This window comes from Nocardia sp. NPDC059228 (assembly GCF_042754245.1).
In the GTDB taxonomy this organism is placed as follows: domain Bacteria; phylum Actinomycetota; class Actinomycetes; order Mycobacteriales; family Mycobacteriaceae; genus Nocardia.
Genome location: NZ_JBHZAL010000030.1, coordinates 17,040 through 37,631, shown reverse-complemented (window position 1 = coordinate 37,631; position 20,592 = coordinate 17,040). Strand labels below are relative to the sequence as shown.

The 20,592-nt window shown below is 67.4% G+C and carries 22 protein-coding genes and 1 riboswitch; of the genes, 8 read left to right on the top strand and 14 right to left on the bottom strand.

Annotated features, from left to right (window positions below):
* Window positions 1-3: 3 nt before the first annotated feature.
* Entirely contained in the window at window positions 4-780 is a 777-nt protein-coding gene (locus tag ACFXKA_RS33010; protein ID WP_379430277.1) for a hypothetical protein, read from the bottom strand.
* 673 nt (window positions 781-1,453) lie between these two features.
* Window positions 1,454-2,815 (bottom strand): hypothetical protein, encoded by a 1,362-nt coding sequence (locus tag ACFXKA_RS33005; RefSeq protein ID WP_379430276.1) that lies wholly within the window; start codon window positions 2,813-2,815, stop codon window positions 1,454-1,456.
* A gap of 322 nt (window positions 2,816-3,137) precedes the next feature.
* Between ACFXKA_RS33005 and ACFXKA_RS33000 the strand changes: the two genes are divergently transcribed.
* Window positions 3,138-3,794: a hypothetical protein gene (locus ACFXKA_RS33000; RefSeq protein WP_379430275.1), complete on the top strand. Its 657-nt coding sequence runs from the start codon at window positions 3,138-3,140 to the stop codon at window positions 3,792-3,794.
* Between the two features lie 3 nt (window positions 3,795-3,797).
* Here the strand turns inward: ACFXKA_RS33000 and ACFXKA_RS32995 are convergent, their stop codons facing one another.
* The 3 genes from ACFXKA_RS32995 to ACFXKA_RS32985 form a co-directional block, all read right to left on the bottom strand.
* Complete coding sequence (locus ACFXKA_RS32995; protein ID WP_379430274.1) at window positions 3,798-4,112, bottom strand: DMT family transporter; 315 nt, start codon at window positions 4,110-4,112, stop codon at window positions 3,798-3,800.
* 9 nt (window positions 4,113-4,121) lie between these two features.
* Window positions 4,122-4,185: riboswitch (guanidine-III (ykkC-III) riboswitch) on the bottom strand.
* Window positions 4,186-4,269: 84 nt separating this feature from the next.
* A complete protein-coding gene (locus tag ACFXKA_RS32990) occupies window positions 4,270-4,464 on the bottom strand; it encodes a DUF397 domain-containing protein (RefSeq protein WP_379430273.1) in 195 nt (64 codons plus the stop codon).
* Window positions 4,461-5,366: a helix-turn-helix domain-containing protein gene (locus ACFXKA_RS32985; protein WP_379430272.1), complete on the bottom strand. Its 906-nt coding sequence runs from the start codon at window positions 5,364-5,366 to the stop codon at window positions 4,461-4,463. The genes ACFXKA_RS32990 and ACFXKA_RS32985 overlap by 4 nt, the downstream gene beginning before the upstream one ends.
* Before the next feature lie 172 nt (window positions 5,367-5,538).
* On the opposite strand from ACFXKA_RS32985, the gene ACFXKA_RS32980 reads away from it, so the two are divergent.
* The 3 genes from ACFXKA_RS32980 (at window position 5,539) to ACFXKA_RS32970 (ending at window position 7,030) form a co-directional block, all read left to right on the top strand.
* Window positions 5,539-5,742 carry a hypothetical protein gene (locus tag ACFXKA_RS32980; protein WP_379430271.1) on the top strand — a complete coding sequence of 68 codons (204 nt, stop codon included), beginning with the start codon at window positions 5,539-5,541 and terminating at the stop codon, window positions 5,740-5,742.
* Between the two features lie 4 nt (window positions 5,743-5,746).
* Window positions 5,747-5,971, top strand: a complete 225-nt coding sequence (locus ACFXKA_RS32975) for a hypothetical protein (RefSeq protein ID WP_379430270.1) — start codon at window positions 5,747-5,749, stop codon at window positions 5,969-5,971.
* Between the two features lie 303 nt (window positions 5,972-6,274).
* Window positions 6,275-7,030 (top strand): type 1 glutamine amidotransferase domain-containing protein, encoded by a 756-nt coding sequence (locus tag ACFXKA_RS32970; RefSeq protein ID WP_379430269.1) that lies wholly within the window; start codon window positions 6,275-6,277, stop codon window positions 7,028-7,030.
* A 57-nt stretch (window positions 7,031-7,087) separates the two neighbouring features.
* Here ACFXKA_RS32970 and ACFXKA_RS32965 read toward each other — a convergent pair whose 3' ends face one another.
* The 3 genes from ACFXKA_RS32965 to ACFXKA_RS32955 are packed head-to-tail and all read right to left on the bottom strand — an operon-like array spanning window position 7,088 to window position 10,002.
* Window positions 7,088-8,101: a hypothetical protein gene (locus ACFXKA_RS32965; RefSeq protein WP_379430268.1), complete on the bottom strand. Its 1,014-nt coding sequence runs from the start codon at window positions 8,099-8,101 to the stop codon at window positions 7,088-7,090.
* On the bottom strand, window positions 8,098-9,432 hold the full coding sequence (locus tag ACFXKA_RS32960; RefSeq protein WP_354836785.1) for a peroxidase: 1,335 nt from the start codon (window positions 9,430-9,432) through the stop codon (window positions 8,098-8,100). The genes ACFXKA_RS32965 and ACFXKA_RS32960 overlap by 4 nt, the downstream gene beginning before the upstream one ends.
* A gap of 9 nt (window positions 9,433-9,441) precedes the next feature.
* Window positions 9,442-10,002, bottom strand: coding sequence for a hypothetical protein (locus ACFXKA_RS32955; RefSeq protein WP_354836783.1), 561 nt, complete (start codon window positions 10,000-10,002; stop codon window positions 9,442-9,444).
* 195 nt (window positions 10,003-10,197) lie between these two features.
* Here ACFXKA_RS32955 and ACFXKA_RS32950 point away from each other — a divergent pair, with 195 nt between their 5' ends.
* From ACFXKA_RS32950 to ACFXKA_RS32940, 3 genes are all read left to right on the top strand, one after another.
* Window positions 10,198-10,905 carry a hypothetical protein gene (locus ACFXKA_RS32950; protein WP_354836781.1) on the top strand — a complete coding sequence of 236 codons (708 nt, stop codon included), beginning with the start codon at window positions 10,198-10,200 and terminating at the stop codon, window positions 10,903-10,905.
* On the top strand, window positions 10,902-11,375 hold the full coding sequence (locus ACFXKA_RS32945; RefSeq protein ID WP_354836779.1) for a hypothetical protein: 474 nt from the start codon (window positions 10,902-10,904) through the stop codon (window positions 11,373-11,375). Before ACFXKA_RS32950 ends, ACFXKA_RS32945 begins: the two co-directional genes overlap by 4 nt.
* Before the next feature lie 461 nt (window positions 11,376-11,836).
* Window positions 11,837-12,013: a hypothetical protein gene (locus tag ACFXKA_RS32940; RefSeq protein ID WP_379430267.1), complete on the top strand. Its 177-nt coding sequence runs from the start codon at window positions 11,837-11,839 to the stop codon at window positions 12,011-12,013.
* A 128-nt stretch (window positions 12,014-12,141) separates the two neighbouring features.
* Here the strand turns inward: ACFXKA_RS32940 and ACFXKA_RS32935 are convergent, their stop codons facing one another.
* The 4 genes from ACFXKA_RS32935 to ACFXKA_RS32920 all read right to left on the bottom strand — a co-directional run bounded on the left by ACFXKA_RS32935 (window position 12,142) and on the right by ACFXKA_RS32920 (window position 17,702).
* On the bottom strand, window positions 12,142-12,963 hold the full coding sequence (locus ACFXKA_RS32935; RefSeq protein ID WP_379430266.1) for a YceI family protein: 822 nt from the start codon (window positions 12,961-12,963) through the stop codon (window positions 12,142-12,144).
* Window positions 12,960-15,650 (bottom strand): MFS transporter, encoded by a 2,691-nt coding sequence (locus ACFXKA_RS32930; RefSeq protein ID WP_379430265.1) that lies wholly within the window; start codon window positions 15,648-15,650, stop codon window positions 12,960-12,962. Before ACFXKA_RS32930 ends, ACFXKA_RS32935 begins: the two co-directional genes overlap by 4 nt.
* Entirely contained in the window at window positions 15,647-16,171 is a 525-nt protein-coding gene (locus ACFXKA_RS32925; protein WP_354836773.1) for a MarR family transcriptional regulator, read from the bottom strand. Before ACFXKA_RS32925 ends, ACFXKA_RS32930 begins: the two co-directional genes overlap by 4 nt.
* A 400-nt stretch (window positions 16,172-16,571) precedes the next feature.
* Window positions 16,572-17,702, bottom strand: a complete 1,131-nt coding sequence (locus ACFXKA_RS32920; RefSeq protein WP_379430264.1) for a PucR family transcriptional regulator — start codon at window positions 17,700-17,702, stop codon at window positions 16,572-16,574.
* 141 nt (window positions 17,703-17,843) lie between these two features.
* On the opposite strand from ACFXKA_RS32920, the gene ACFXKA_RS32915 reads away from it, so the two are divergent.
* On the top strand, window positions 17,844-19,388 hold the full coding sequence (locus ACFXKA_RS32915) for a long-chain fatty acid--CoA ligase (protein WP_379430263.1): 1,545 nt from the start codon (window positions 17,844-17,846) through the stop codon (window positions 19,386-19,388).
* 237 nt (window positions 19,389-19,625) lie between these two features.
* Here the strand turns inward: ACFXKA_RS32915 and ACFXKA_RS32910 are convergent, their stop codons facing one another.
* Together ACFXKA_RS32910 and ACFXKA_RS32905 are read right to left on the bottom strand one after the other, a co-directional pair.
* Complete coding sequence (locus tag ACFXKA_RS32910) at window positions 19,626-19,937, bottom strand: hypothetical protein (RefSeq protein ID WP_354836769.1); 312 nt, start codon at window positions 19,935-19,937, stop codon at window positions 19,626-19,628.
* Between the two features lie 68 nt (window positions 19,938-20,005).
* The gene (locus tag ACFXKA_RS32905; protein WP_379430262.1) at window positions 20,006-20,554 is read right to left on the bottom strand and encodes a hypothetical protein; all 549 of its coding nucleotides are present in this window, start codon (window positions 20,552-20,554) and stop codon (window positions 20,006-20,008) included.
* Window positions 20,555-20,592: the final 38 nt, after the last annotated feature.

Genomic DNA, 20,592 nt, shown 5'->3' with positions numbered 1-20,592 from the left:
GGCTCACCGACTTCCGGCGACGATGGAGGTGATGCGGACCTGGCCGTCACGGGCGGCGGTGGTGATGACCTGCTGCCAGGAGGTCTGAGTGCCGTCCGGGTGTTTCTCGTCGACGGTGACGTTCCAGCGGTCGGCGTCCGCGCCGGTAATGGTGACGCAGTGCTCGGTGCCGGCCGGGGTGGCCGAAATCGCATCGCGGGTGGCCTGTTCCGGGGCGACGCGGGCGTCCGGGGTGAGCAGGGCGCGGACCGCGCCCACGTCGCGCAGCACGTACCAGGCGTATTCGAGGTGCATGATGACGCCGGGCCCACTGAGGAGGTCGCCGGCGGTGTCGCCGCTCACCCGCTGCGGCGTACTGATTTCCTGGCACCAGGCGACCAGCCCCGGCTGATTCCCGCCGGACGTGCTCGTGCCCGCCGCACTGGTCGCCGGAACCGCCTGTGGCGCCGGTGAATCGCCCGGCGTGAGCGCCAGCCACCCGGCACCCGCCACCAGCACCAGCGCGAGCGAAACTCCGGCAATCGCGAGTGCCCGATTGCGGATCCGCAACCGCCGCTGCGTCTGCTCCGCCCGCCGCCGCGCCTCGGACACCAGTGCCGCCATCGGATCCTCGGCCCGCAACTCGTCCGCCCGAACCGACTGCCGCCCCGCCTCACTCGCCGCCGGCACCGCCCCCTCCGTCAGCCACGAGGCCCACCCCGGCGTCTCCGCCTCCACCGCCCCCACCGGCTCCCCACCGCCCGGAGCCAGCACCGGCATCACCGGCCGCCCCCCACTCACATTCCCGCCACCCCTATCCCGCTCCGCCGAGAACCCCTCCCAAACCTCCGCAGCCCGATGCCGCCCCGCCCCACCTCGACCGTCCATGCCTTCACTCCCAACCCGACCCTCACCCAAGCCCCCGTCGACCCCACCGCCAGTACCTCGAGCGCCCCCGCCGCCAGCCGAAACAGCTCCCGAATGCCCCGCGCTGATTACCCGCGCGGCCGCACCCCGCCCCGGCCGACCCCTGTCGGGTTCCCACCGACCTGTTTCGGGTTCTCGTTCACCAGTGCCGGTTCGGTGCTGAGCTGCAGCGGATTCGAGTTGCGCAGTGCCGGGTCTTCGGTGTGCCGGGTCGGCCGCGTGTGGAGTGGTACTGCTTTCGGCCCTGGCTACGCCACTTTCGACCCGGGGTGTGCCGTATTCGGTTCTGCGGGTGCCGCTTTGGGTCTGGGCTGCGCCGTTATTGGCTTGTGGCGCGGTGCTTTCGGCCTGGGCCGCGCGGTCTTCGGTCCGGGCCGTGGCGGATGCCTGGACGGCGGGATCGGGGTCGAGGGCGAGGAAGTCGTGGGCGCGGTCGGCTCGGGTCAGGTCGGGATGCGGGGGTGGGCAGGTGGCTGGAGGTAAGTGGCCTGGGGTGGAGTCGGAGGCGTTGGTGTCTGGAGTCACGGCGTTGCCCGTGCCGTTCCGGTCACGCACCCGGCGAGGCGGGTTGCAGGGCAGCCATGAAGGCTTCGGGAGTGAGCGGGGGCATCTGCGCCACGGCGGCGCGGAACGAGTCGACCTGTGCGTTCACGCCGTCCACCACCTGCTCGACCACTGGCGCGGCCTGCGGCGCCACCGCGGCCACCTGCTGCCCGACCCCGGTAGCCGCCTGCTCCACCACCGGCGCGACCTGTTGCTCGACCGTGGTTGCGACCTGCTGCGCGACCGGCGCGACCTGCTGTTCAACCGTGGCGGCCACTTGCTTCGCAACCGGCGCGACTTGTTGCTCGACCGTGGTGGCAACTTGCTGCGCCACCGGCATGACCTGCTGCTCGACGGTTGCGGCGACCTGCTGCACCACTGGTGCGGCCACCTGCGCGATCGGCGCGGGCAATCCGGCGATCGCCGAAACCGGCCGTACCCCGGGCAAACCCGTCACCGGATCCGAAACCGGCACCTGCGCAGCGGTATCGATCAAAGCAGGGGGAGCAGGAGGTGCTGGCTGCGTCGCATCGCCGCCGCTGAGTGCACCTGCGCCGAGGGCAGCGAGTGCGCCGCCGCCGACTACCAATGGGACGCTGACGAGCCCGCCGAGCGAGCCGCCGCCGACACAACCCGCTATGCCACCGACGATTGCGCCCGCAGGCGCTCCAACCCCGGCAGTTGGAACACCGGCGATAGCAGCACCGGCCAGCGCTCCGACTACCGCGCCAACGCCGCAGCCGATCGGCGCCAGCACTGCTGGTGCGGCCACGCCAACCGTGCCCGCGCCGAGAAGCGCACCCATCGAGCTCGAAGCCGCCATTCGGTCGGAATCGTCTCGCGAGAAACCCATTCGGTCGTAAGCGGCCGCGATCTGCCACTCCGCCATGTCGAGATAGGCCTGTGCCTTATCGCGAGTCTTGGTATCGATCCAGTCCGGCAACTCGACGCCGCCCGTGCCCACTCGCAGCTTGTGCGGGTCCGCAGGCATCACTTCGGGCGTATTCGCGGCGGGCTGACCAGGCTGGGTGTCCTGCGGTTCAGTCGGCTGGACCTGCGGCTGAATGATGGTGTCCTGCTGCGGCGTTGTCTGCTGCTTCGGCCGGGGACGGTTCGGGGGCGTGATGGGTGGATCCGGGATGTAATCCGCCGGGCTGGGTGCGGAATTCGCGGGCGGTTGTTGCGGCTGGGTGCTCAGGCCCGGTTGCCCGTCGCCGGGTACGGCGAGGCCCGGCTGGCCCGGGGCCGCGGCGGCCACGCCCTGGCCGGCCACCAGCGCGATGGGCAGCATCGACAACAGGATCGAAGTTCGTGTGGTCTTCATGTCCCCAATTCCCCTTCCCCGAATGGACAGCACCGGACGCACGGCCCGAATCCCCCCGGATGCCATGGCATTCCGCACCCCTGGCCGACTACACAGGTGGCCCACCGGAACCAGGTCCCGGTGATCCATCATGAACCCCACCACCTGCGATGATCATGTTGCGGCCCTGATCTTACCCGGATCGTGAGCCCCCACAACCGGTTCCGTGACAGGAGTGACGAATTGTTAAACCGAGCCGAGCAACACTCGTAGATCAGCGTCCGGCACTCGTAGGATCACGACACGTCGCCCGCCCGCGCGTCATCCGAACCGGCTTCACCGCAACACTTCTCGACCATGCCCAGGTCCATCCGGAGGAATCCTCATGCGCGCCAAGCCAGCACACCATGCGCAAACTTTCGCCGCCGCGGCCCCGTCCCTGCTCGTCTCCGCGGTCGTGCTCAGCGTCGCTGCCTGCGGAGTCAGTGATCAGAGCGCCGCGAAAACGACCACCACACCGGTCGATCCGGCCCGCGCTCCCGCCGACGTGCACTGGGAGAACTACCAGGGAGTCCAACTGCCCATCGGCAGTCACGACGGTCCCAGCAAACTCGGCACCACCGCCGCGGGTTTCTCGCACACCCCGCAGGGCGCGGCGCTGGCCGCCATCAATCACAGCACCCGGCTATCACTGGCCCCGGACGGCGCCTGGCCGCAGGTGGCGGCCATTTCGCTGATTCCCGGTCCAGCCAAGGACTCCTGGGTGCTGGCCCGCGCGCAGGTCTCGATCACCGCCCCCGCCAATCCGGTGGTGGCCCCCCACATCACGGCCTACAAGCTCACCGCCTACACCCCCGACCGCGCCGATCTCACCGTCTACGCCACTTACTCCGACGCCAGCATCACCGCGACCACCGAGACGGTGCTCTGGGCGTCCGAGGATTGGCGGCTGCTCCTCACGGACCCCGCCGCCAAAACCCAGACCGTGCAATCGGTTCCCAGCGTCCCCGCGGACGCGGTCAAGCTGCAACCTCCGAAATAGCGGCTACCCGATCAGCTTCAACCCCATCACGCACGCCACGATCCCACCCAGCAACAGCAGCTTGACCGCACTCACCGCGGTCCCGCCGGTAGCCATGGAATAGACGACGGTCAACACCGCCCCGATCCCCACCCACACCGCGTACGCCGTCCCCACGGGCAGCCCCCGCATGGCATAGGCCAGCCCCGCCATACTCACCACGAGCGCCGCCCCGAACACCACCGTCGGCCCGAGCCGGGTGAACCCGTCCGACTTCCCGAGCGCGGTGGCCCACACGGCCTCGAAAACCCCGGACACGACCAACACCAGCCACGACATGACAACCTCCGAAGGCCGTCTTGTCGCACACCGGGTACGGCTCCCTCGTCCGGGCCCCCAATCGGGGGCTACCTACACGATGGCAAATATTCAGCGACCAGGGCAAATTCCCCGCTGGTGATCTCCGCCTCCATCCGCCGAGATCACCAGCTGCATCTCATCGCCAGATCCCACTACCGAGGAATCGATCCCACTGCGCACCGGAGAAGACGAGCACCGGCCCACCCGGATCCTTCGAATCACGCACCCCGACGAGCCCGGCATCGTCGGCGAAGGCGATCTCGACACACTCCGAAGCGTTCGGGGACTTGCTGGACTTGAACCATTGGGCGTTGGAAAGATCGAAGCTCACGCGGTGCACTCCTTCGCGATGCGCCACACCAGATCGCGGCTGGCGTCCTCACTCAACGCTACCTGCCGGAGAGTGTCGATGGCCCGCCGATGCCGTGCGATGACCTCCCGCTGTTCGAGATAGATCGCCCCTTCATAGCCTTCGATGTAGACGACCGGCGGCTCGACCAATCTGTTTGTGAGTGGCGGGAATTCGAGCAGCGTGAAAGACCGCACCACCAGACCGCAGTTGTTTTCGGTGGCGGCAGGGACCACTCGAATCGATACGTTCTCGCGCTCGCCGGCCTCACTGAGCCGCCGCAGCTGTGCGGCCATGACGGACGGTCCGCCAGGGCGATGTCGCAGCACCGCCTCCGACAGCAGCGCGTCGAGCCGGAAGTCGTCCTGTTCGAGCCGCGCCTGCCGCCGGGCGGAGAACTCGAGGCGGCGCTCGATATCGACGGCGGACAGTTCCAGCTCGGCGAAGCTGATGAGGGTTCGGCGGTACTCAGCGGTCTGCAACAGGCCAGGTACCAGCGAAAGTTGATGTGTTGTCAGGTGATCCGCCTCTTCCTCCAGTCTCAGGTAGTGATCGAAGTGCGCAGCCAGCTGATCGCTGTAGGCCCGCCACCAGCCGGCGGTGCCGCCCTGCGCCTTCATGATGAGATCCTGTTGCTTGACCTCCTCCCACAACCGCAGCACCTCGTCCCGTTTCGGGCTCGGATTGGGGACGCCGTAGAACTCGAGTAGGTCCCTGATCTGTGCTGTGCACATCTTGACCCGCTGGCCGTCCTCCAGTCGTCCGACGCTCTGGGGTGACATCTCGATATGCCGACCGGCCGCGAGTTGCCCCTTTCCGGCCTGAAGGCGAAAGCTTCGGAGCGCACGTCCAAATGCCCTGCGGGGCAATGTCGATCCCGCCATTTCGTTAGCCTCTCTATCTGGGAAGTTCCGTACTGGAATAGCCCTCGGTGGATGTCCAACGAATTGGAATGAATTGCACGATTCGATGGTGTCAATTCGTCCCGAGCAGTGTCTACTGAATACGGCGCGCCACACCGAATCTCGAAGAATTCCTCGCAAAAGGGAGTCCGAAATGCCCTGGGACGCATGGGCGCTGTTGTCCATCATCGTGGTCTGCACCGCCATCACCGCCCGCACCGCGTGGGACTCGTACCGCCTCGGTCGCGAGTCCCGCCCCACCACCCTCCGCCTGCCCCTGTCCACCGGCGGGCACCTCGACATCCCCTGTCCGCCAGGCCATCCCACCGGCCGCCATCGCCCCCAAACCCTGAGGTGACCCGATGACTCCCGCCGAAGTAGCGGTACTTACCACCCTCCACCCGGATCGTGTTCTGACCGCCCCGCAAATCCAGCAGTCCGCCGCACTGACCAGCTGGCGCACCCGAAATGCCCTCTCCCGCCTGGAATCCCGGGGACTCATCACTCCTAGTCGCCCGCGTGGCCGCTACCGCATCACCCCGCGCGGCCGAGCTGCCCTCGTCGCCAAGGCCCGCCGCTTCGCCTGACCCGGCTCGTCTCGGGCGAGGCAGGAAGGATGAGTCGATTTCCCCGGGCCGGGTGGCAGCGTCGGCCCGGGGGCAGGGTCTGTTGGTCACCGATCGCAGTGCTGTGAACGAACAGCGGCGGTGCCCAGGCCGAAGACCTGCGAACCACATAATGGCTGTGCCGTATCGGCGATGTCGAATATTGGGCTGGTCGAAAGATGCCTTGTGCCGTAGTGCATTCGGCGGCAGCCCGGCGTTGAGGGCTATCTCGGCAGGTAGGTTGCTCGATCCGGCCACGGAGACGAAGCCTGTAATAATGCCGTCATGCGCGTATTGATGCCGCTCCCCGACAGCGATTTCGATGTCACCGAGGTGGCGGTGCCCTGGCGGATTCTTACCGACGCTGGACACCAGGTGGTATTCGCGACCGAGCACGCCGGCACCGTGCCCCACGCCGATCCACGGCTGCTGACCGGAGTGCTGTTCGGGCAGTTGGGGGCCGAGGACGAGCCGAAGCAGTACTACCGGCAACTCACCGAATCTCCCGAATTTCGGGCGACGGTGTCCTGGTCCGACCTCGAGGTCGAGGAATACGACGGGCTCATTCTGCCCGGTGGCCACGCACCCCGCATGCGGCAGTACCTCGGTTCCGACCTGCTACAACAACAGGTCGCCAGGTTCTGGGCACTGGAGCGTCCGGTCGGCGCGATCTGCCACGGAGTACTGGTGCTGGCCCGCGCCAACGACCCGTCCACGGGCCGCAGTGTGCTGGCCGACCGCAGCACCACCTGCCTACCGAAATATATGGAACGTACCGCCTACTTTCTCACCGCTTGGCGCTTGGGCCGCTACTACCGCACCTACTCCGCATACGTCGAGGACGAGGTTCGCGACGCCCTCGTCCATCCCGACAGCCAATTTCGAAGGGGGCCAATCGAACTCGTTAGACGCGGCACTGCCACCGACGACAACCCCGCGTTCGTCGTCTTGGATGGCAACTACCTGTCCGCCCGATGGCCGGGCGACGCCTACCTTTTCGCTCGCCGCTACCTCGACCTGCTTGCCGCGGCTGCACCTTAACCAACCCGGGCGCCGTAGGGTGCGGCGATGGCCTATGTGCGCACCGTGGGCGCCAGGTCATTTCATGGTGGCGAGGTTGTGCCAGAGGTGTCTGAGGCTGTCGGTGCCGCCGAAGAGCGTGGTGAAGTTGGTGGAGTCGATGAGCAGGATGTCGCCGGCGCGCGGGCCGGCGGGCGGCATCCAGATCAAGGTGTTGAATTCGGTGTTTCCGGCGCTGGTGAAGGGGTGCGGTCGGTGGGGGTCGACGCGCTGGCTGGCCAGCACTCGGAGTGAGTCGCTTTCGGGCGCGGTGAGCTGGTAGTGGGGCAGATGGGGGTGGAAGTTGAATGTGGTGACCTGGTCGAGAAGTTGGGGTGTGTCCAGGTCGCGGAACGCGGTGACGGGGGCGATCTGATCTGTGCCTTCGACGACTGCCGGGCGTAGGCCCCAGATGTTGTGCACCGGCACGTCGAGCGCTTTCATCAGCGAGCGCGTGTACTGGCCGAATCGCTGCTGGCGGGGCACGAGCGGATCGCCGTGATGCTGGTATTCGATCTGTCGCTGCGCGTTGTCGTCGGTGAAGCCGACGTCGTGGTGTGGCGCCAGCAGCAGACAGGTGCCCTCCCGTTGCAGCCACGCACGGATGGCGTCGATCTCCTCGGGCGCGGCCTGCTGTTCGGCGAGGACATGGTCGAGTCCGAACACCATCAGGGTGTCGGTGTCGGCCAGGATGCGTTCGTCGATGGGCAGGAAGTAGCCGGCCTGATCGATGCGCTGGAAGACCGCGACGGGATGGCCGGTGGCCTGCCCCGCCAGCTGCTGGAAATCCAGTGTCGAGCGGTGGAACAGCTCGAGGGTGCCGGCGATACCTTGCAGGAAATGGTCCTTGTCGTATTCGGGGGTCTCGTAGGCCGGCCAGGTGACGTTGCGGACCTCGGTCATCGTGGAGAAACGGTTGTAGATTTCGGCGGGGTCGCGTTGGGCTTCCCAGGGGTAGCTCCACGTCCAGTAGATGCTGACCCGCCGCCGCCCGTCGGCCATGCGCGGAATGTGGCTCTGGTTGTAGGTGCGTGCCGTCGGCAGGCTGCTCATGAGGTCACCTCTCGGTTTTCGAGCGTGGCCAGGTAGCGCAGGGCGCTGATACCGGGCAGGAAGAAGTACGCTCCGCCTTTGAGAGTGGTGAAGGCGGGCAGGCCCGTGAACACCTTTCGGATCGGGCGCTTGGGGATGGTGAATTCCAGGGTGCCGTCCTGGGCGCCGCAAATGGGGTCGTGCTCATTGCCGAGTTCGTGGAATGCCTTGTCGTTGATCCAGACGTTCTGGGCGAACTCGAACTGGCGAACCAGGCTGGCGCAGATGATGAACGCGGCGATGCCCCGGTCCGCGCCGTCGTCGGGCGCGTCCTCGGGCAGCGCCGGCCCGTAGGTGGCACCGCGGCGAATCATCCTGCGCCGGTTCATGTTCACCGCGGTGTCACGCGGGTTGAGTCGGCGCGCATGCGAGCCCAGCGGCACCGCATAACCGTGCGGGTCCATCTGCTTGTAGTTGAAATCGTTGTTGCGCAAGGGATCTGCACCGAGCTGGGGATCGTCGTGGTCCGGTGACAGCACGAGCGGCGCGCCGCTGCGCCACCGGCCCATGATTTTGGCGGCGAGGAGCTCCTGCCCGTCCGGCGTGTCGGCGTTCTCACGCAGGAAGTCCCGGAAGGCACCCACGTGTTCTTGCAGCCGCCGGTAGGCCATGTAGCTGCCGTTGCGGGACAAGACCTCCGGCTGCGGCAGCCCGTGGGGTGGCCCGTCCTCGTCGGGGTAGCCCAGGATGAATTCACCGGGTTGCAGCGGCGCGCCCGAGCCCGGGGTCGGTTCTTCCCCGGATCCTTCCATCACCGGCTGGGACAGGCGATCTCGAAACCCGAAGTGGTCGTGGGCGTAGTTGAACGGCGGTGTCGCGTTCAAATCCAGGAACGACAACACGCGCACCCCCGGACAGCCGGCCACCAGTTTCTCGTGTTCGGCCGTGCAGCGCTGGCGTTCTTCCTCGGTGCGGGCGAACAGGATTGCGATGGCATGCAGGTCGGCGCCGGCCAGTCCGCCCACCCAGTTGTCGGGATGATTGGCGCCGGTGTCGCCCAGGATGTCGGCCCGGGCGGCCATGCCCTCGCGGAATTCGTCGGGAAAGGTGGCAAGCGCTCGGTCTGGAACCCCGAGTGCCCGCAACCCATTCCAGGTGAAGGCCAGTGTGACCCACCGCTGCGAACTGTCCATCGTGGCGCGCACGTCCGCGGCCGACTGCACCCGGTCCAGCAGCGGCGTCAACCAGGCCCGGCCCCCGGCGGGGTCGTCGAAGGACAGGAACTCATAGCGGCCGGTCACCGCCGGGGTGCGGGTCAGCAGGATGTGCTGAATATCCTCGAGTTCGAGCATGGCCCCGGGCTACTGCATCTGGTCGAGCATGTCGGAGAACGCCGCCTTCGCCCGCAGCGCCTTCTTGATCTCGTCAGCGGTGGCGTAGGGGTACTCGCCGTACTCGAGGAAGCTCGGAAATTGGTGTTTGCGAACGAATTCCACGAATGACTCCGGATTCTCCTTCCAGTCCTCCGGGAATCCCTCGAGGTTTGTGAAGACGGTGTCGATACCCGTCTGCGAGAACAGCGTCACGGCGTCTTCGGTGTACTTGTCGAAATCGGTGTCGAAGATGCCCTGATATTGGAAGTACAGTCCGAATCCGACGTCGAACAGCAGCCACCGCAGGTAGTGCAGCCGGAGCGGTGCCAATACGTCCGGGCTTGCGGCCACCGCGTCCTGGATCCGCTGGCCGTGGGCGCGGATGGCCTCTTCCCGGCCAGGTTTCACCTTCGCGATGATCGAGAACCCGTAGCAGGCCGGGGTTCGTGGAAAGGTGGGACCGTATCGGCCGCGTTGCAGTTCGAAGTAGCCCTCCTTGGGAATGGCCAGCGCTGCTGGTTTGCTCCAGTCCTGATCGGCGGATGGCATGTGTCCACACCTTTCGCAATAAGCCACCTATTGAGACCGTGTCGTAACCTGCATTCGGCACCGAATACGGATGCCGCGAATCGGCTGAGGTCGGGGTGAAATTGTTGTCGATTTGTTAGGCTGCCCGACCGCGATACGCGGTGGCGATACCGCCGAATTCCCGGGGCAGGCAACCCATTCTGGCAGGATGACCGTATGCCGACTCCGTCGCAACAGAGCAAGCCTGCGCCGCCTCTGGGCCAACTGTCAACGCCGCGAGCCGCCGCACTGGCCGGAGTGCTCTTCGCGATATTACTCGGTACGACGTTGATCCTGATCCGCATTCAAATGCCCGACCACGTCGAGGATTCGGCGCAATGGCTGCAGAGCCGGCGCGGTGCGCTCACCACGGCGACCGTGCTGATGCCATTCGCCGGAATCAGCTTCCTGTGGTTCATCGGCGTCGTCCGCGACGGGTTCGGACGCCACGAAGACCGATTCTTCCTGACGGTATTCCTGTGCAGCGGACTGCTCTTCGTCGCGATGATGTTCGTCGCGACCGCTGGTATCGCCGGTCTTGTGACGAGTAACAACAGCGTCACCGATCCGGCCGCCCGCACCGAGGTGATCAATTTCGCCAGGATGATGGTGATCTCGGCGAGCCAAACCTACGCGCTGCGGATGGCCGCGGTGTTCATGATCTCGCTCGCGACGATTTGGTTGAAGACCAGGCTGATGCCCCGCTGGCTCGTCGCGCTCAGCTACCTGGCCGCCCTGGTGCTGCTGATCGGCAGCGAGATGAGCCGGTGGCTGACCCTGGTGTTTCCGGTCTGGGTGCTCGTGGTCAGCTGCTTGCTCCTGGCCCGCGCCGGACTGATCGGTGAGCGGCGCGACGAGGGCGATCTGTCTCGGAGGCTTTCGTGAACGAGCCATCTTCGCCGCGTTCGCCCGACCTGGAGCTGGTCTACTTCGCGGTGGCGGACCGGCACCTGCAATACGAAAATCTGCTCTGGCAGGTGCCTGCGCTCAGTCTGACCGCTCAGGCCTTCCTGTTCAGTATCGCGATGGGAGCGGGCAACGACCCCGTCGCGCGGGTCGTCTCCTCGCTCCTCGCGCTGATCGTCTCGATCATGTCGATCATGTTGATGGCGAGTCATCGCCTCGCCGGCCGCAAGGATGAGCTCTGGCTGGAGCGTTTCGAACAGAACGAACTCGACGTGGGAACCTGGGGCGCACACGGCGCCGCATTCGCGCGGCGACAAGACATCGCCGACCTGGACGCGGGGCTTGTGGGCAAGCTGACACCGATGCGGCAGATGTTCAAGGTATGGGTCGTCGGACTTGGTTGCTTCGGCGTAGCCGCCGTCTTCATGATCCTGCGGACACTGATCTGATCGGTCTCGGCAATTGAGCAGTCTCCGCTGGTCGGCATGCTGGACCCGCGAATGGAGGCTTCTGGCCCCTAGCGGACGCTGGCCGATCGCGGTTAGCCTGAAGATCGTCCTTTCTCAAAAACTGTGGAGAGGACGTCGCTTCGGTCGACAACAGCTACCGGAGCCGCCAGGTCGACGTGGTGGCGACAGTGCCTGGCACCGGACCATTCCCACACAGGATCTGGTTCGGCAACTTCATCGTGTGGCTATCGCTCGTCATCAGGACCATGACAAACGGTCGGGGTCGAGAACGACGAAGTGCGTCATGAGCCGCTTCCGAGAGCGGCGAAACGAGCGACAGCAGTCGTACCACTGTCTGCCTCAGCAGACTTCGCCGCTCAATCACCAGCGCAGCGGCTCGGCGGCAATCACTGAGGTTGCCCGGCTGCACTGGACAAGTCACTCGACATCGAGGAACAGATATGTCCAGCAAAATGATCAAGTTCGTGGCCGCCATCGCTATTGCCCTGCCGTTGGGCGCTATCGCAGCTCCGGCAGCTTCGGCCGCGACGCCAAGTTCGACATCGACGGCGGTTACTCCCGCTGATGGATCAATTGCTATCTGCTTCCCCCTGGGCAGTGTGGTCTGGTGCATCTGAGACCACGGGCTGACGCCTCCGCATAGTTGGAAGGAGCTGCAAGGATCCTGTGGCATCCCCGGATTCCGACGACCCAGGGCCGGGGATGCCCCCATACTCACCAGGCAGAGATATCGAACGCGTCCGCGCTACATCGCGGGTAGCCGGTCTCCCTGGATGAGCTCTATGTCCAGTTCGATACGCACGGTGGTGCCCACCGCGGCAATGCCCGCCTGCACCATGACGTTGTAGTCGAGCGCGAAATCCTCACGGTGCAACAGGGTTTCGGCGTGGAAGGCCGCGCGGACGCCGCCCCACGGGTCGGGGCCGTAGCCGCCGTAGGTGACCGTGAGTTCGGTGGGGCGGGTGCGGCCGTGCAGGGTCAGGGCGCCGGGCATCGACCAGCCGGTAGGGCCGGTGCGCTGTAATCCGTTGCCACGGAAGGTGATCAGCGGATAGCGCTCGACATCGAGGAAGTCCGCCGACCGCAGGTGGTCGTCGCGCATGGCGATGCCGGTGTCGACGGTGGCGGCCTTGATTTCCGCGTATCCGGTGCTGCGCTCGAAGATCTCGGCAATGTCGAGGCGGCCGCCGACCTCGGCGAAGCGGGCCTTGATGCCGGCGATGCCGAGGTGGCGAGCGGTGACCAGGACGGTGGAGTGCGCCGGGTCGATGGTCCAGGGGCCCGGGGGTGGGGTGGTGACCGTGTCGGCGGAGCGTTCCAAGCGGATTTCGCCGAGAGTGCCCGCGCCGGTGGCCGAGATGCGGGCGATCAGCGCGACCGGCTGATGGCCGGGTGCGGTGACGACCGCGGTGTGCGTGCCCGGGGGCAGCGGCGCGGTGGCCGCCGCCCCGGTCGCATCGGCGGCGGCCCGGGCGAGCTGGTGGCCGTCGAGGCCGGTGACGGTGAGTACCGCCTCGGCGACCGGCCAGCCCTCCGGATCGCGGATCTCGGCGGTCAGGCCGGTCACGACAACTCCGCGGCCGGATCGGAACTCGTTGCGTAGAGCTCGGTTTCGCCCTGTTCCTCCGGAACCCGTTCGGGCTCGGTGCTTTCCAGGTCGTAGCCGAGCTCGACGGAGTGCTCGACCTCGCCGCCGAGCACGGTCACCCGGCTGGTCACCGGCGGATAGCCGCGGGCGACGACGGTGTACGCGCCCGCGTCCAGGTCGGTGAGCGTGTAGTGGCCGTCCGCGTCGGTGCGGGTGGTTCCGACCGGCGTGCCCGCCGCGTCCAGCACGGTGACCTCGGCGTTCGGCACCGCCCGGCCGTCGCCCCGGACCGTGCCGGTGAGCGTCGCCGTCGGGGTCAGTGCGATGTCGTAGCGCAGCAGGCCACCGGCGGGCACCACCAGTGCCGTGGCGGTCGGGCGCAGGCGTTCGGCCGCGGCCACCAGGGTGTACGTACCGGCTCCGACGCCGTGGCAGACATAACCACCGTCGTCACCGGAGATGGCCGCGCCGACCACCTCGCCGTGCAGATCGGTCACCGTAATGGTCACGCCCGCAAGCAGTTCGCCGCCCGCGGTGCGCACGATGCCGGACAGTTCGCCCGAACCCTCCAGCGTGAGGTCCAGTTCCGGCGACCGCCCGTTCATCGACACATTCACCGCGGTCGGCATGTGCCCGTTGGCCGAAGCGATGAGCACATAGCTGCCGGTAGCGGGCGAGTCGATGCGATAGCGGCCGTCGTCACCGCCGGTGGCGCGCGAAACCTGATGCCCGCGTTGATCGATCAGGGTGAGCGCCGCGGCCGGGACGGGGCTGCCGTCCGTCCGCTGGATCCGGCCGCCGATCGACGAGCCGTCCGCTCCGCCGAGTGCGGCGGTCGCGATCCGCTGCGCCATCGGGTCGTCGGCCGTCGCCGCCTGCTCACCGGCGAGCAGGGTGTGGCCGTTCGCGATGACGCTGTGCCCGTTGGCAATCGAGCTGTGCGCCGCCGCGGCCGCGGCCAGCACCGGCTCGGGCTGGGAGATCGCCTGGGCCGCACCCTCCCATACCTGGTCATCGGCCCACTCGGCCTCGGCCTCGCGCGCCGCGACCGCCGGATCGGACTGCGCGGCCAGGGGATCGGTGGCCCGGGCCGGAGCGGCCGGGGCCTCCTGGAGCGGGATCTCCTTCATGAACAGCAGCACGATGCACGCCACCAGCGCCACTCCCGCCGCCGCCCAGAACACTCCGTGCATCGAGTTGGTGAACCCGATCAGAATGGGGTCGCGCACCTGCGCCGGCAGCGCCGCGATGCCCGCGGTATTGGACTGCACGCTGGAGAGCTTGTCGGCCGAGAATCCGGGCGGCAGGTGTCCGCCGAACGCGTCGGTGATCTTGTGCGGCAACAGGTTGAACAGGATCGTCAGGAAGACCGCGACGCCCAGCGTGCCGCCGACCTGCCGGAAGAAGGTCGCCGCCGCGGTCGACACACCCATATCCGAACGCGGCCCGGCATTCTGCACCGCGATGATCAGCGTCTGCATGCAGCCACCCAGGCCGAGACCGATGATGCCGCCGTAGACCAGCGGCTGCCACAGCGCGCTGTCGTACTGCACGGTCGCGTACAGCGCACCGCCGCAGGCGATGATGAACGTGCCCAGCACCGGCAGGATCTTGTACCGCCCGGTGCGCTTGGTGACCTGACCGGAGACCAGCGAGCCGATCATGATGCCCGCCACCAGCGGCAGCATGAGCAGACCCGCCTTGGTGGGCGAGAAGCCGCGCACCACCTGCATGTACAGCGGGACCATGGAGATCGCGCCGAACATGGCGATACCGACGATGAAACCACCCACGATGCACACCGTGAAGGTGGAATTCTTGAACAGCCGCAAGGGAATCAGCGCGGCGTCCGCCATCAGATGCTCGACGATGAGGAACAACACCAGGCCGACGAGCCCGATGCCGTAGCAGACCATCGCCCTGCCCGAACCCCAGCCCCAGCCGCGGCCCTGTTCGGCGACGATGAGCAACGGCACCACGCAGATGGCCAGCGCCACCGCGCCGCCCCAGTCCACCCGCAGGTCACGCCGCTGGTGCGGCACATTGAGCACACGCGCCACCACACCGAGCGCGAGCACGCCGATCGGCACGTTCACCAGGAACACCCAGCGCCAGCCCTCGATCCCCCACAGGTGGTCGAAGCCGGAGAACCAGCCGCCCAGCACCGGCCCGAGCACGGTGGCGATACCGAAGGTCATCATGAAATAGCCCTGGTAGCGGGCTCTTTCGCGGGGCGGAACGATATCGCCGATGATCGTCATGGCCAGTGACATGAGCCCGCCCGCGCCCAGGCCCTGGAAGGCTCGATACCCCGCCAGCTCGTACATGGAGGTGGCGAACGTGCAGGCCGCGGAGCCGATGACGAACAGCCCGATCGCGGTGAGGTAGAAGGACTTTCGCCCGTAGATGTCGGCCAGCTTGCCGTAGAGCGGGGTGCTGATGGTGGCCGTGATCAGGTAGGCGGTGGTGGCCCAGGCCTGCTGGTCGAACCCGTGCAGGCTGTTGGCGATCTTGACGATCGCCACGCTGACGATGTTCTGGTCCAGCGCGGCCAGGAACATACCCAGCAGCAGGCCGGACAGGATGGTGAGGATCTGTCGATGCGACAGTTGGGGTGGAGCGCCTGCCGGTGCGCCTGCGTGCGCGTCGGTCGTCGCTGTTGTCATGTGTCGATGCCCTGTTTCGAATCGATTGTTGCGGTGGTCTTTTCGATGCCGTCCACGAGTCGCGCCAGCAGACCGGTCAACGCTGCCCGGTCGGCGGTGGACCAGTCGGCCACCATTTCGGCGATCCAGAGATTGCGCAGCCGCCGGTTCTCGGCGAAGACGCGCTCCCCGTCGGCGGTGGCCTTGAGCACGCACGCGCGTCCGTCGATCGGATCGGCGCCGCGCTCGACCAGTCCGTGGCGCACCAGGTTCCGGCTCTGCCGGCTGATGCTGGAGATCTCGGCGTGCAGCATTTCGGCGAGTTTCCCGGTGCGTTGCGGCCCGTCGTGGACCAGGGTGAACAGCATGGCGTAGGCCAGCTGTTCGAGTCCTTCGGGACCGTGTTTGATCACCCGATGCTTGGCCCTGCCGACGGCTCGCAGGAGCCGAACCAGTTGCGCCCCTAGCGCGTCGGCATCCCCCAGAGCCCCGGCGTCCGACAGGTCGGTGCTGGTATCGGGATCGTGGGTGGTGTGAGCCATTATCGGTTCCTTCTCACACTTAGTTAGCACGTGCAACTACTTGCGCGTGCCAACTATACCCACGTTCGCCCGCCTGATTCCAGTCCCGGGTCAGGCAGCCATCGCCGCGAACCAGAAGCGCGGCCGGGAATTCATACCGGCAGGCTGCGTCGCTCCCAGCGCTGCCTCACCACGCCGTGAGGCCGGCACCTGTGCATCCAGCTCGCCTGTCCGGTGGTCTCGATGATCGGAGCGGCAGGCTGCGTCGCTCCCGGCGCTGCCTCACCACGCCGTGAGGCCGGCACCTGTGCACCCGATTCGCCCAGTCCGGTGGTCTCGATGCGAGGCGCCTGTATCCAGCACCGCGGGAAACGCCCCTGGCGGCGGGCGCGCGACGGCTCCCGCGTCCCCGGTTGCGGGCTCAGTCGTGACCGGTGGCGCGGCGGTGCTGGATCGCCCACCAGACCTGTAGTGCGGTGCCCGCACCGCGCAGATCGGTCGCGGCGAGTTCCTCGAAACGGGACAGTCGATAGCGAACGGTGTTGGGGTGCACGATGAGTCGCTCGGCGGTGGCGTCGACCCGCATGCCGGTGTCGAGGAAGCACTCGGCGGTGTCGATCAGGGTGCGGGCGGCCTCGCCGGGGCCGAGCGGGTCGAGGTAGCGGCGCACGAGTTCGGCGCCCAGCTCGGTGTCGGCGGCAATGGCGGGCAGCAGTCCGACGCGATCGAGGTCCAGCGGGCCGGTGAGGTCGAACAGCTGGGCGGTGGCGAGGACCCGGGTGGCCAGGCGGAAGGAGCGGTCCAGGTCCGCGATGCGCGTGGCGGGGCCGTAGGCGATCAGGCGGGACCCCTCGAGCCTGCTGGAGTTTTCCACAAAGCCCGCGAGATCGCCGTCCACCGTGGTGGCGAACCCGCGCATGGTCGAAATACCTTGCAGGGCAGGCACTGTCGGTCCCTCGTCCGGGCGGGACCGGTACGCGCGATACTCGCCGTCGACGTCGAGACCGAGCTGCTGGGCGCGAATCTGCAGCTCCGCGGGGCCGATCGTGCCCAGCAGCAGGGCGCGGGTGATCTCGGCGCGGAACTGCTCGTCATGGCGGGCCAGCGCGATCTCGACCTCGCGATGGGCGGAACTGAAGGCGATGGAGGCCTGGTCGACGAGGTCGAGGAGGTCGGTGATGGACTCCAGCAGTACGCGGTCGGGAACCTTGCCGGCATGGGCGGCCGCAGTCAGCTCGGCCAGGATCTCGCGCACCGCGATGCGCCAGCCATTCTGCACGTCGGCCAGTGAAATGCCCTGGCGAGCACGGGTTTCACCGAAATCCCGAATGGCGTCCAGATCGTCGGCGAGGAGTGGTCGGGATTCGTGCAGGGCCCGCGCGAGCCGCTCCAGGATAGATTCGGTGCTGCGCACAACGGTCGTCGCGGACAGGCGGGCGTAGTCGGGCATCTCGGCGCGGGCGCGGGCGACCATGCGCTCGGACGCCTCGGGGACCCGGTCCAGGACCCCGGTGATCATCCGTTGTTTGGCGCTCACGCGACTCGAACTCATGGTGCCCCGACCCTACGACCGGTGTCTTGGAGAAATCAACAATCCAGCGACCTGGAATTGAACCCCATCTCCATGGCGCACGTCACAGTGCCCGCGAATACTCGTGACACCGACCACAGTTGTTCGACGAAGGGTTACCCGATGTACCTGACCCAGGGGCTGCACCGCGCCGCCCAGCAGCGGCCCGACGGCGTCATGACCATCTGCGGCGAGCGGACCCGCACCAATCGGGAGGTGCTCGATCGCGTGTCCCGGCTGGCCGGGGCGCTGCGCGGGCTGGGGGTCGCGCCGGGGGACCGGGTGGCCATGCTGTCGCTGAACTCGGACCGGTACCACGAGTACCTGCTCGCGGTGCCCTGGGCGGACGCGGTGCTCAACCCGGTCAATATCCGCTGGAGCGCCGCCGAAATCGCCTACAGCCTCGCCGATTCCGACAGCCGCGTCCTCCTGGTGGACGACGCCTTCGCGGCTCTGGTGCCCGCATTGCGGGAGCGGTACGACGGACTGGCCACGGTGATCCACTGCGGTGACGGTGCGACGCCCGAGGGCATGGAGGCCTACGAGACGCTGATCGCCGCGGCCGAGCCCATCGCCGACGCCCGCCGCGGCGGTGACGCGCTGGCCGGAATCTTCTACACCGGCGGCACCACCGGATTCCCCAAGGGCGTCATGCTCAGTCACGCGAATCTGATGACCTCCGCGCTCGGCGGCGTCGCCACCGGCTACCTGATGTCCCAGGACACGGTGTTCCTGCACGCCGCGCCCATGTTCCACCTGGCGGATCTGGCCGGTTGGCTGGGCGTGCTCATCGTCGGTGGCACCCATGTGACGGTTCCGGCCTTCGAACCCGTGGCGGTGCTGAGTTCCATTCGGCAGCACCGGGTCACCTCGAGCGTGCTGGTGCCGGTCATGATCCAGCTGCTCGCCGATCACCCACAGGCGGCCGAATTCGACCTGTCCAGCGTCGAGCACCTCATGTACGGTGCGTCCCCGATCTCGGAGGCGGTGCTCGAACGGGCCATGCGGCTGTTCCCCCGCGCCGGATTCACCCAGGCCTACGGCCAGACCGAGGCCTCGCCCATCATCACCCTGCTCGGCCCCGGCGAGCACCGGGCGGGCCGATTGCGTTCGGCGGGAAAGGCGGTGCCGCACAGCGAAATCCGCATTGTCGACGGCGACGGGCAGGATGTGCCGGCGGGTGCGGTCGGCGAGGTGGTGACCCGCGGCGGCCACGTCATGCTCGGCTACTGGAACAAGCCCGACGAGACGGCCGCCGCCCTCCGCGCGGGCTGGCTGCACACCGGCGACGGCGGCTACCTCGACGCCGAGGGCTTCCTGCACATCGTCGACCGGTTGAAGGACATGATCGTGTCCGGCGGTGAGAACGTCTACTCCGCCGAGGTGGAGAACGCCGTCGCCGCGCACCCCGCCGTGGCCGCGGTCGCCGTCATCGGCGTCCCCGACGACGAATGGGGTGAACGAGTCCACGCGGTCATCGTCTGCAAGCCCGGCCATTCGGTGACCCCGGGTGAGATCCGCGATCACACGCGGCAGCTGATCGCCGGCTACAAGGCCCCGCGCAGCGTCGAGATCGTCGACGCCATGCCGGTGTCGGGAGCCGGAAAGATCCTGAAACGCGACCTGCGCGAACGGTATTGGGGAGACCACGCGCGCCTGGTCAACTGACGAGCCGAAGCCCTATCGGAGAATCGCGGCCGCCACCCGGACGGCTCCGCACCGCTGTGAAAGCCCGATCCGCACCTCCCCGTCCGAGCGAAGGTTCGAACGTATCGCGGAGGTGTATTGGGAACCAACCGAATTCGAGCCTTCAGTGGACGGGGCATCGTTGCCGGCCGGCCCTCACACTTCGGGCCGGGACACCCAGCGTGTCCCGGCCCGAAGTGTGCTGCGGAGCAGAAAGAGCTACTGGCCGGTCTGGCAGACGCCGTTCAGGATCGCCGCGTTGTTACCGACCAGCGCGACGTCGCCCTTGGCCAGCGCGTCGGCGTAGTTGTCGATCGCCCACCGCTCCTGGCCGCCGGCGTCGATGGCGTGCAGGCGGTCGGCGGCTTCCTGCTTCTGCTGCGGGCTCGGGCCGAGCGAACCGTAGCTGGCGAGGATGTCGTTGGCGGCCTGGCAGGCCGGGGTGAGGGCGTTGGCGGTGCCGGCGGGCAGCACCAGCAGGGCGCCCACGGCGCTGGCGGCCAGCAGGGCGGAAGGCAGGATCTTGCGCATTCATTCACTCCCAAGAGATCGTGTGCGGTTGGCGCCTCCGAGTTTGCCCGATGCCCGCCGAAAATCGATCATCGACATCTGGCCAACGACCCACCATCGGGGCTGATTAGGGAGAAATCCCCCAATGGTGTGCAGTTCCCGGGCATCGGATGGGCGGCTCGCCGCCGTGAATCCGCGATGCGCACTGTCGGCCGCTTCCCGCCTGGTGCGGGCTCGGCGTGTCGCCGAAGCGCACCGGGGCGGATCGTCTCGAGGCGGCGGGTGCGGCACGGTCCCTCAGCGTTCCCCGGCGGACCGTCCGCCCCGTCCGTTCTCGTCTGCTGCTGCCGATCCCGTTCGGCGATCCGTGCGAACAGCCGCACTACGACCTCCTCGAGCCGCAGGCCGAGCGATTCGGCCCGCAGCGCGGCCATCTCCAACGCGAACTCCCGGTCGGCGGGGGACGGATCGCTCAGGATCTCGTCCAGCGCCATCCCGTCGATGGCCTGCTCCCGGGTCAGATCCCACCCCGGCAGCCAGCTCAACGCCCACGTACCACCGCCGGAACCGAACACCAGATGCGCGGTCTCGGGCGTCACATTGCTGGTAATCGCGCGACCGGATATGCGGAGCGCCATAGCCTTTCACCCTCTCGATCCCCTCGAAATCTACGGGT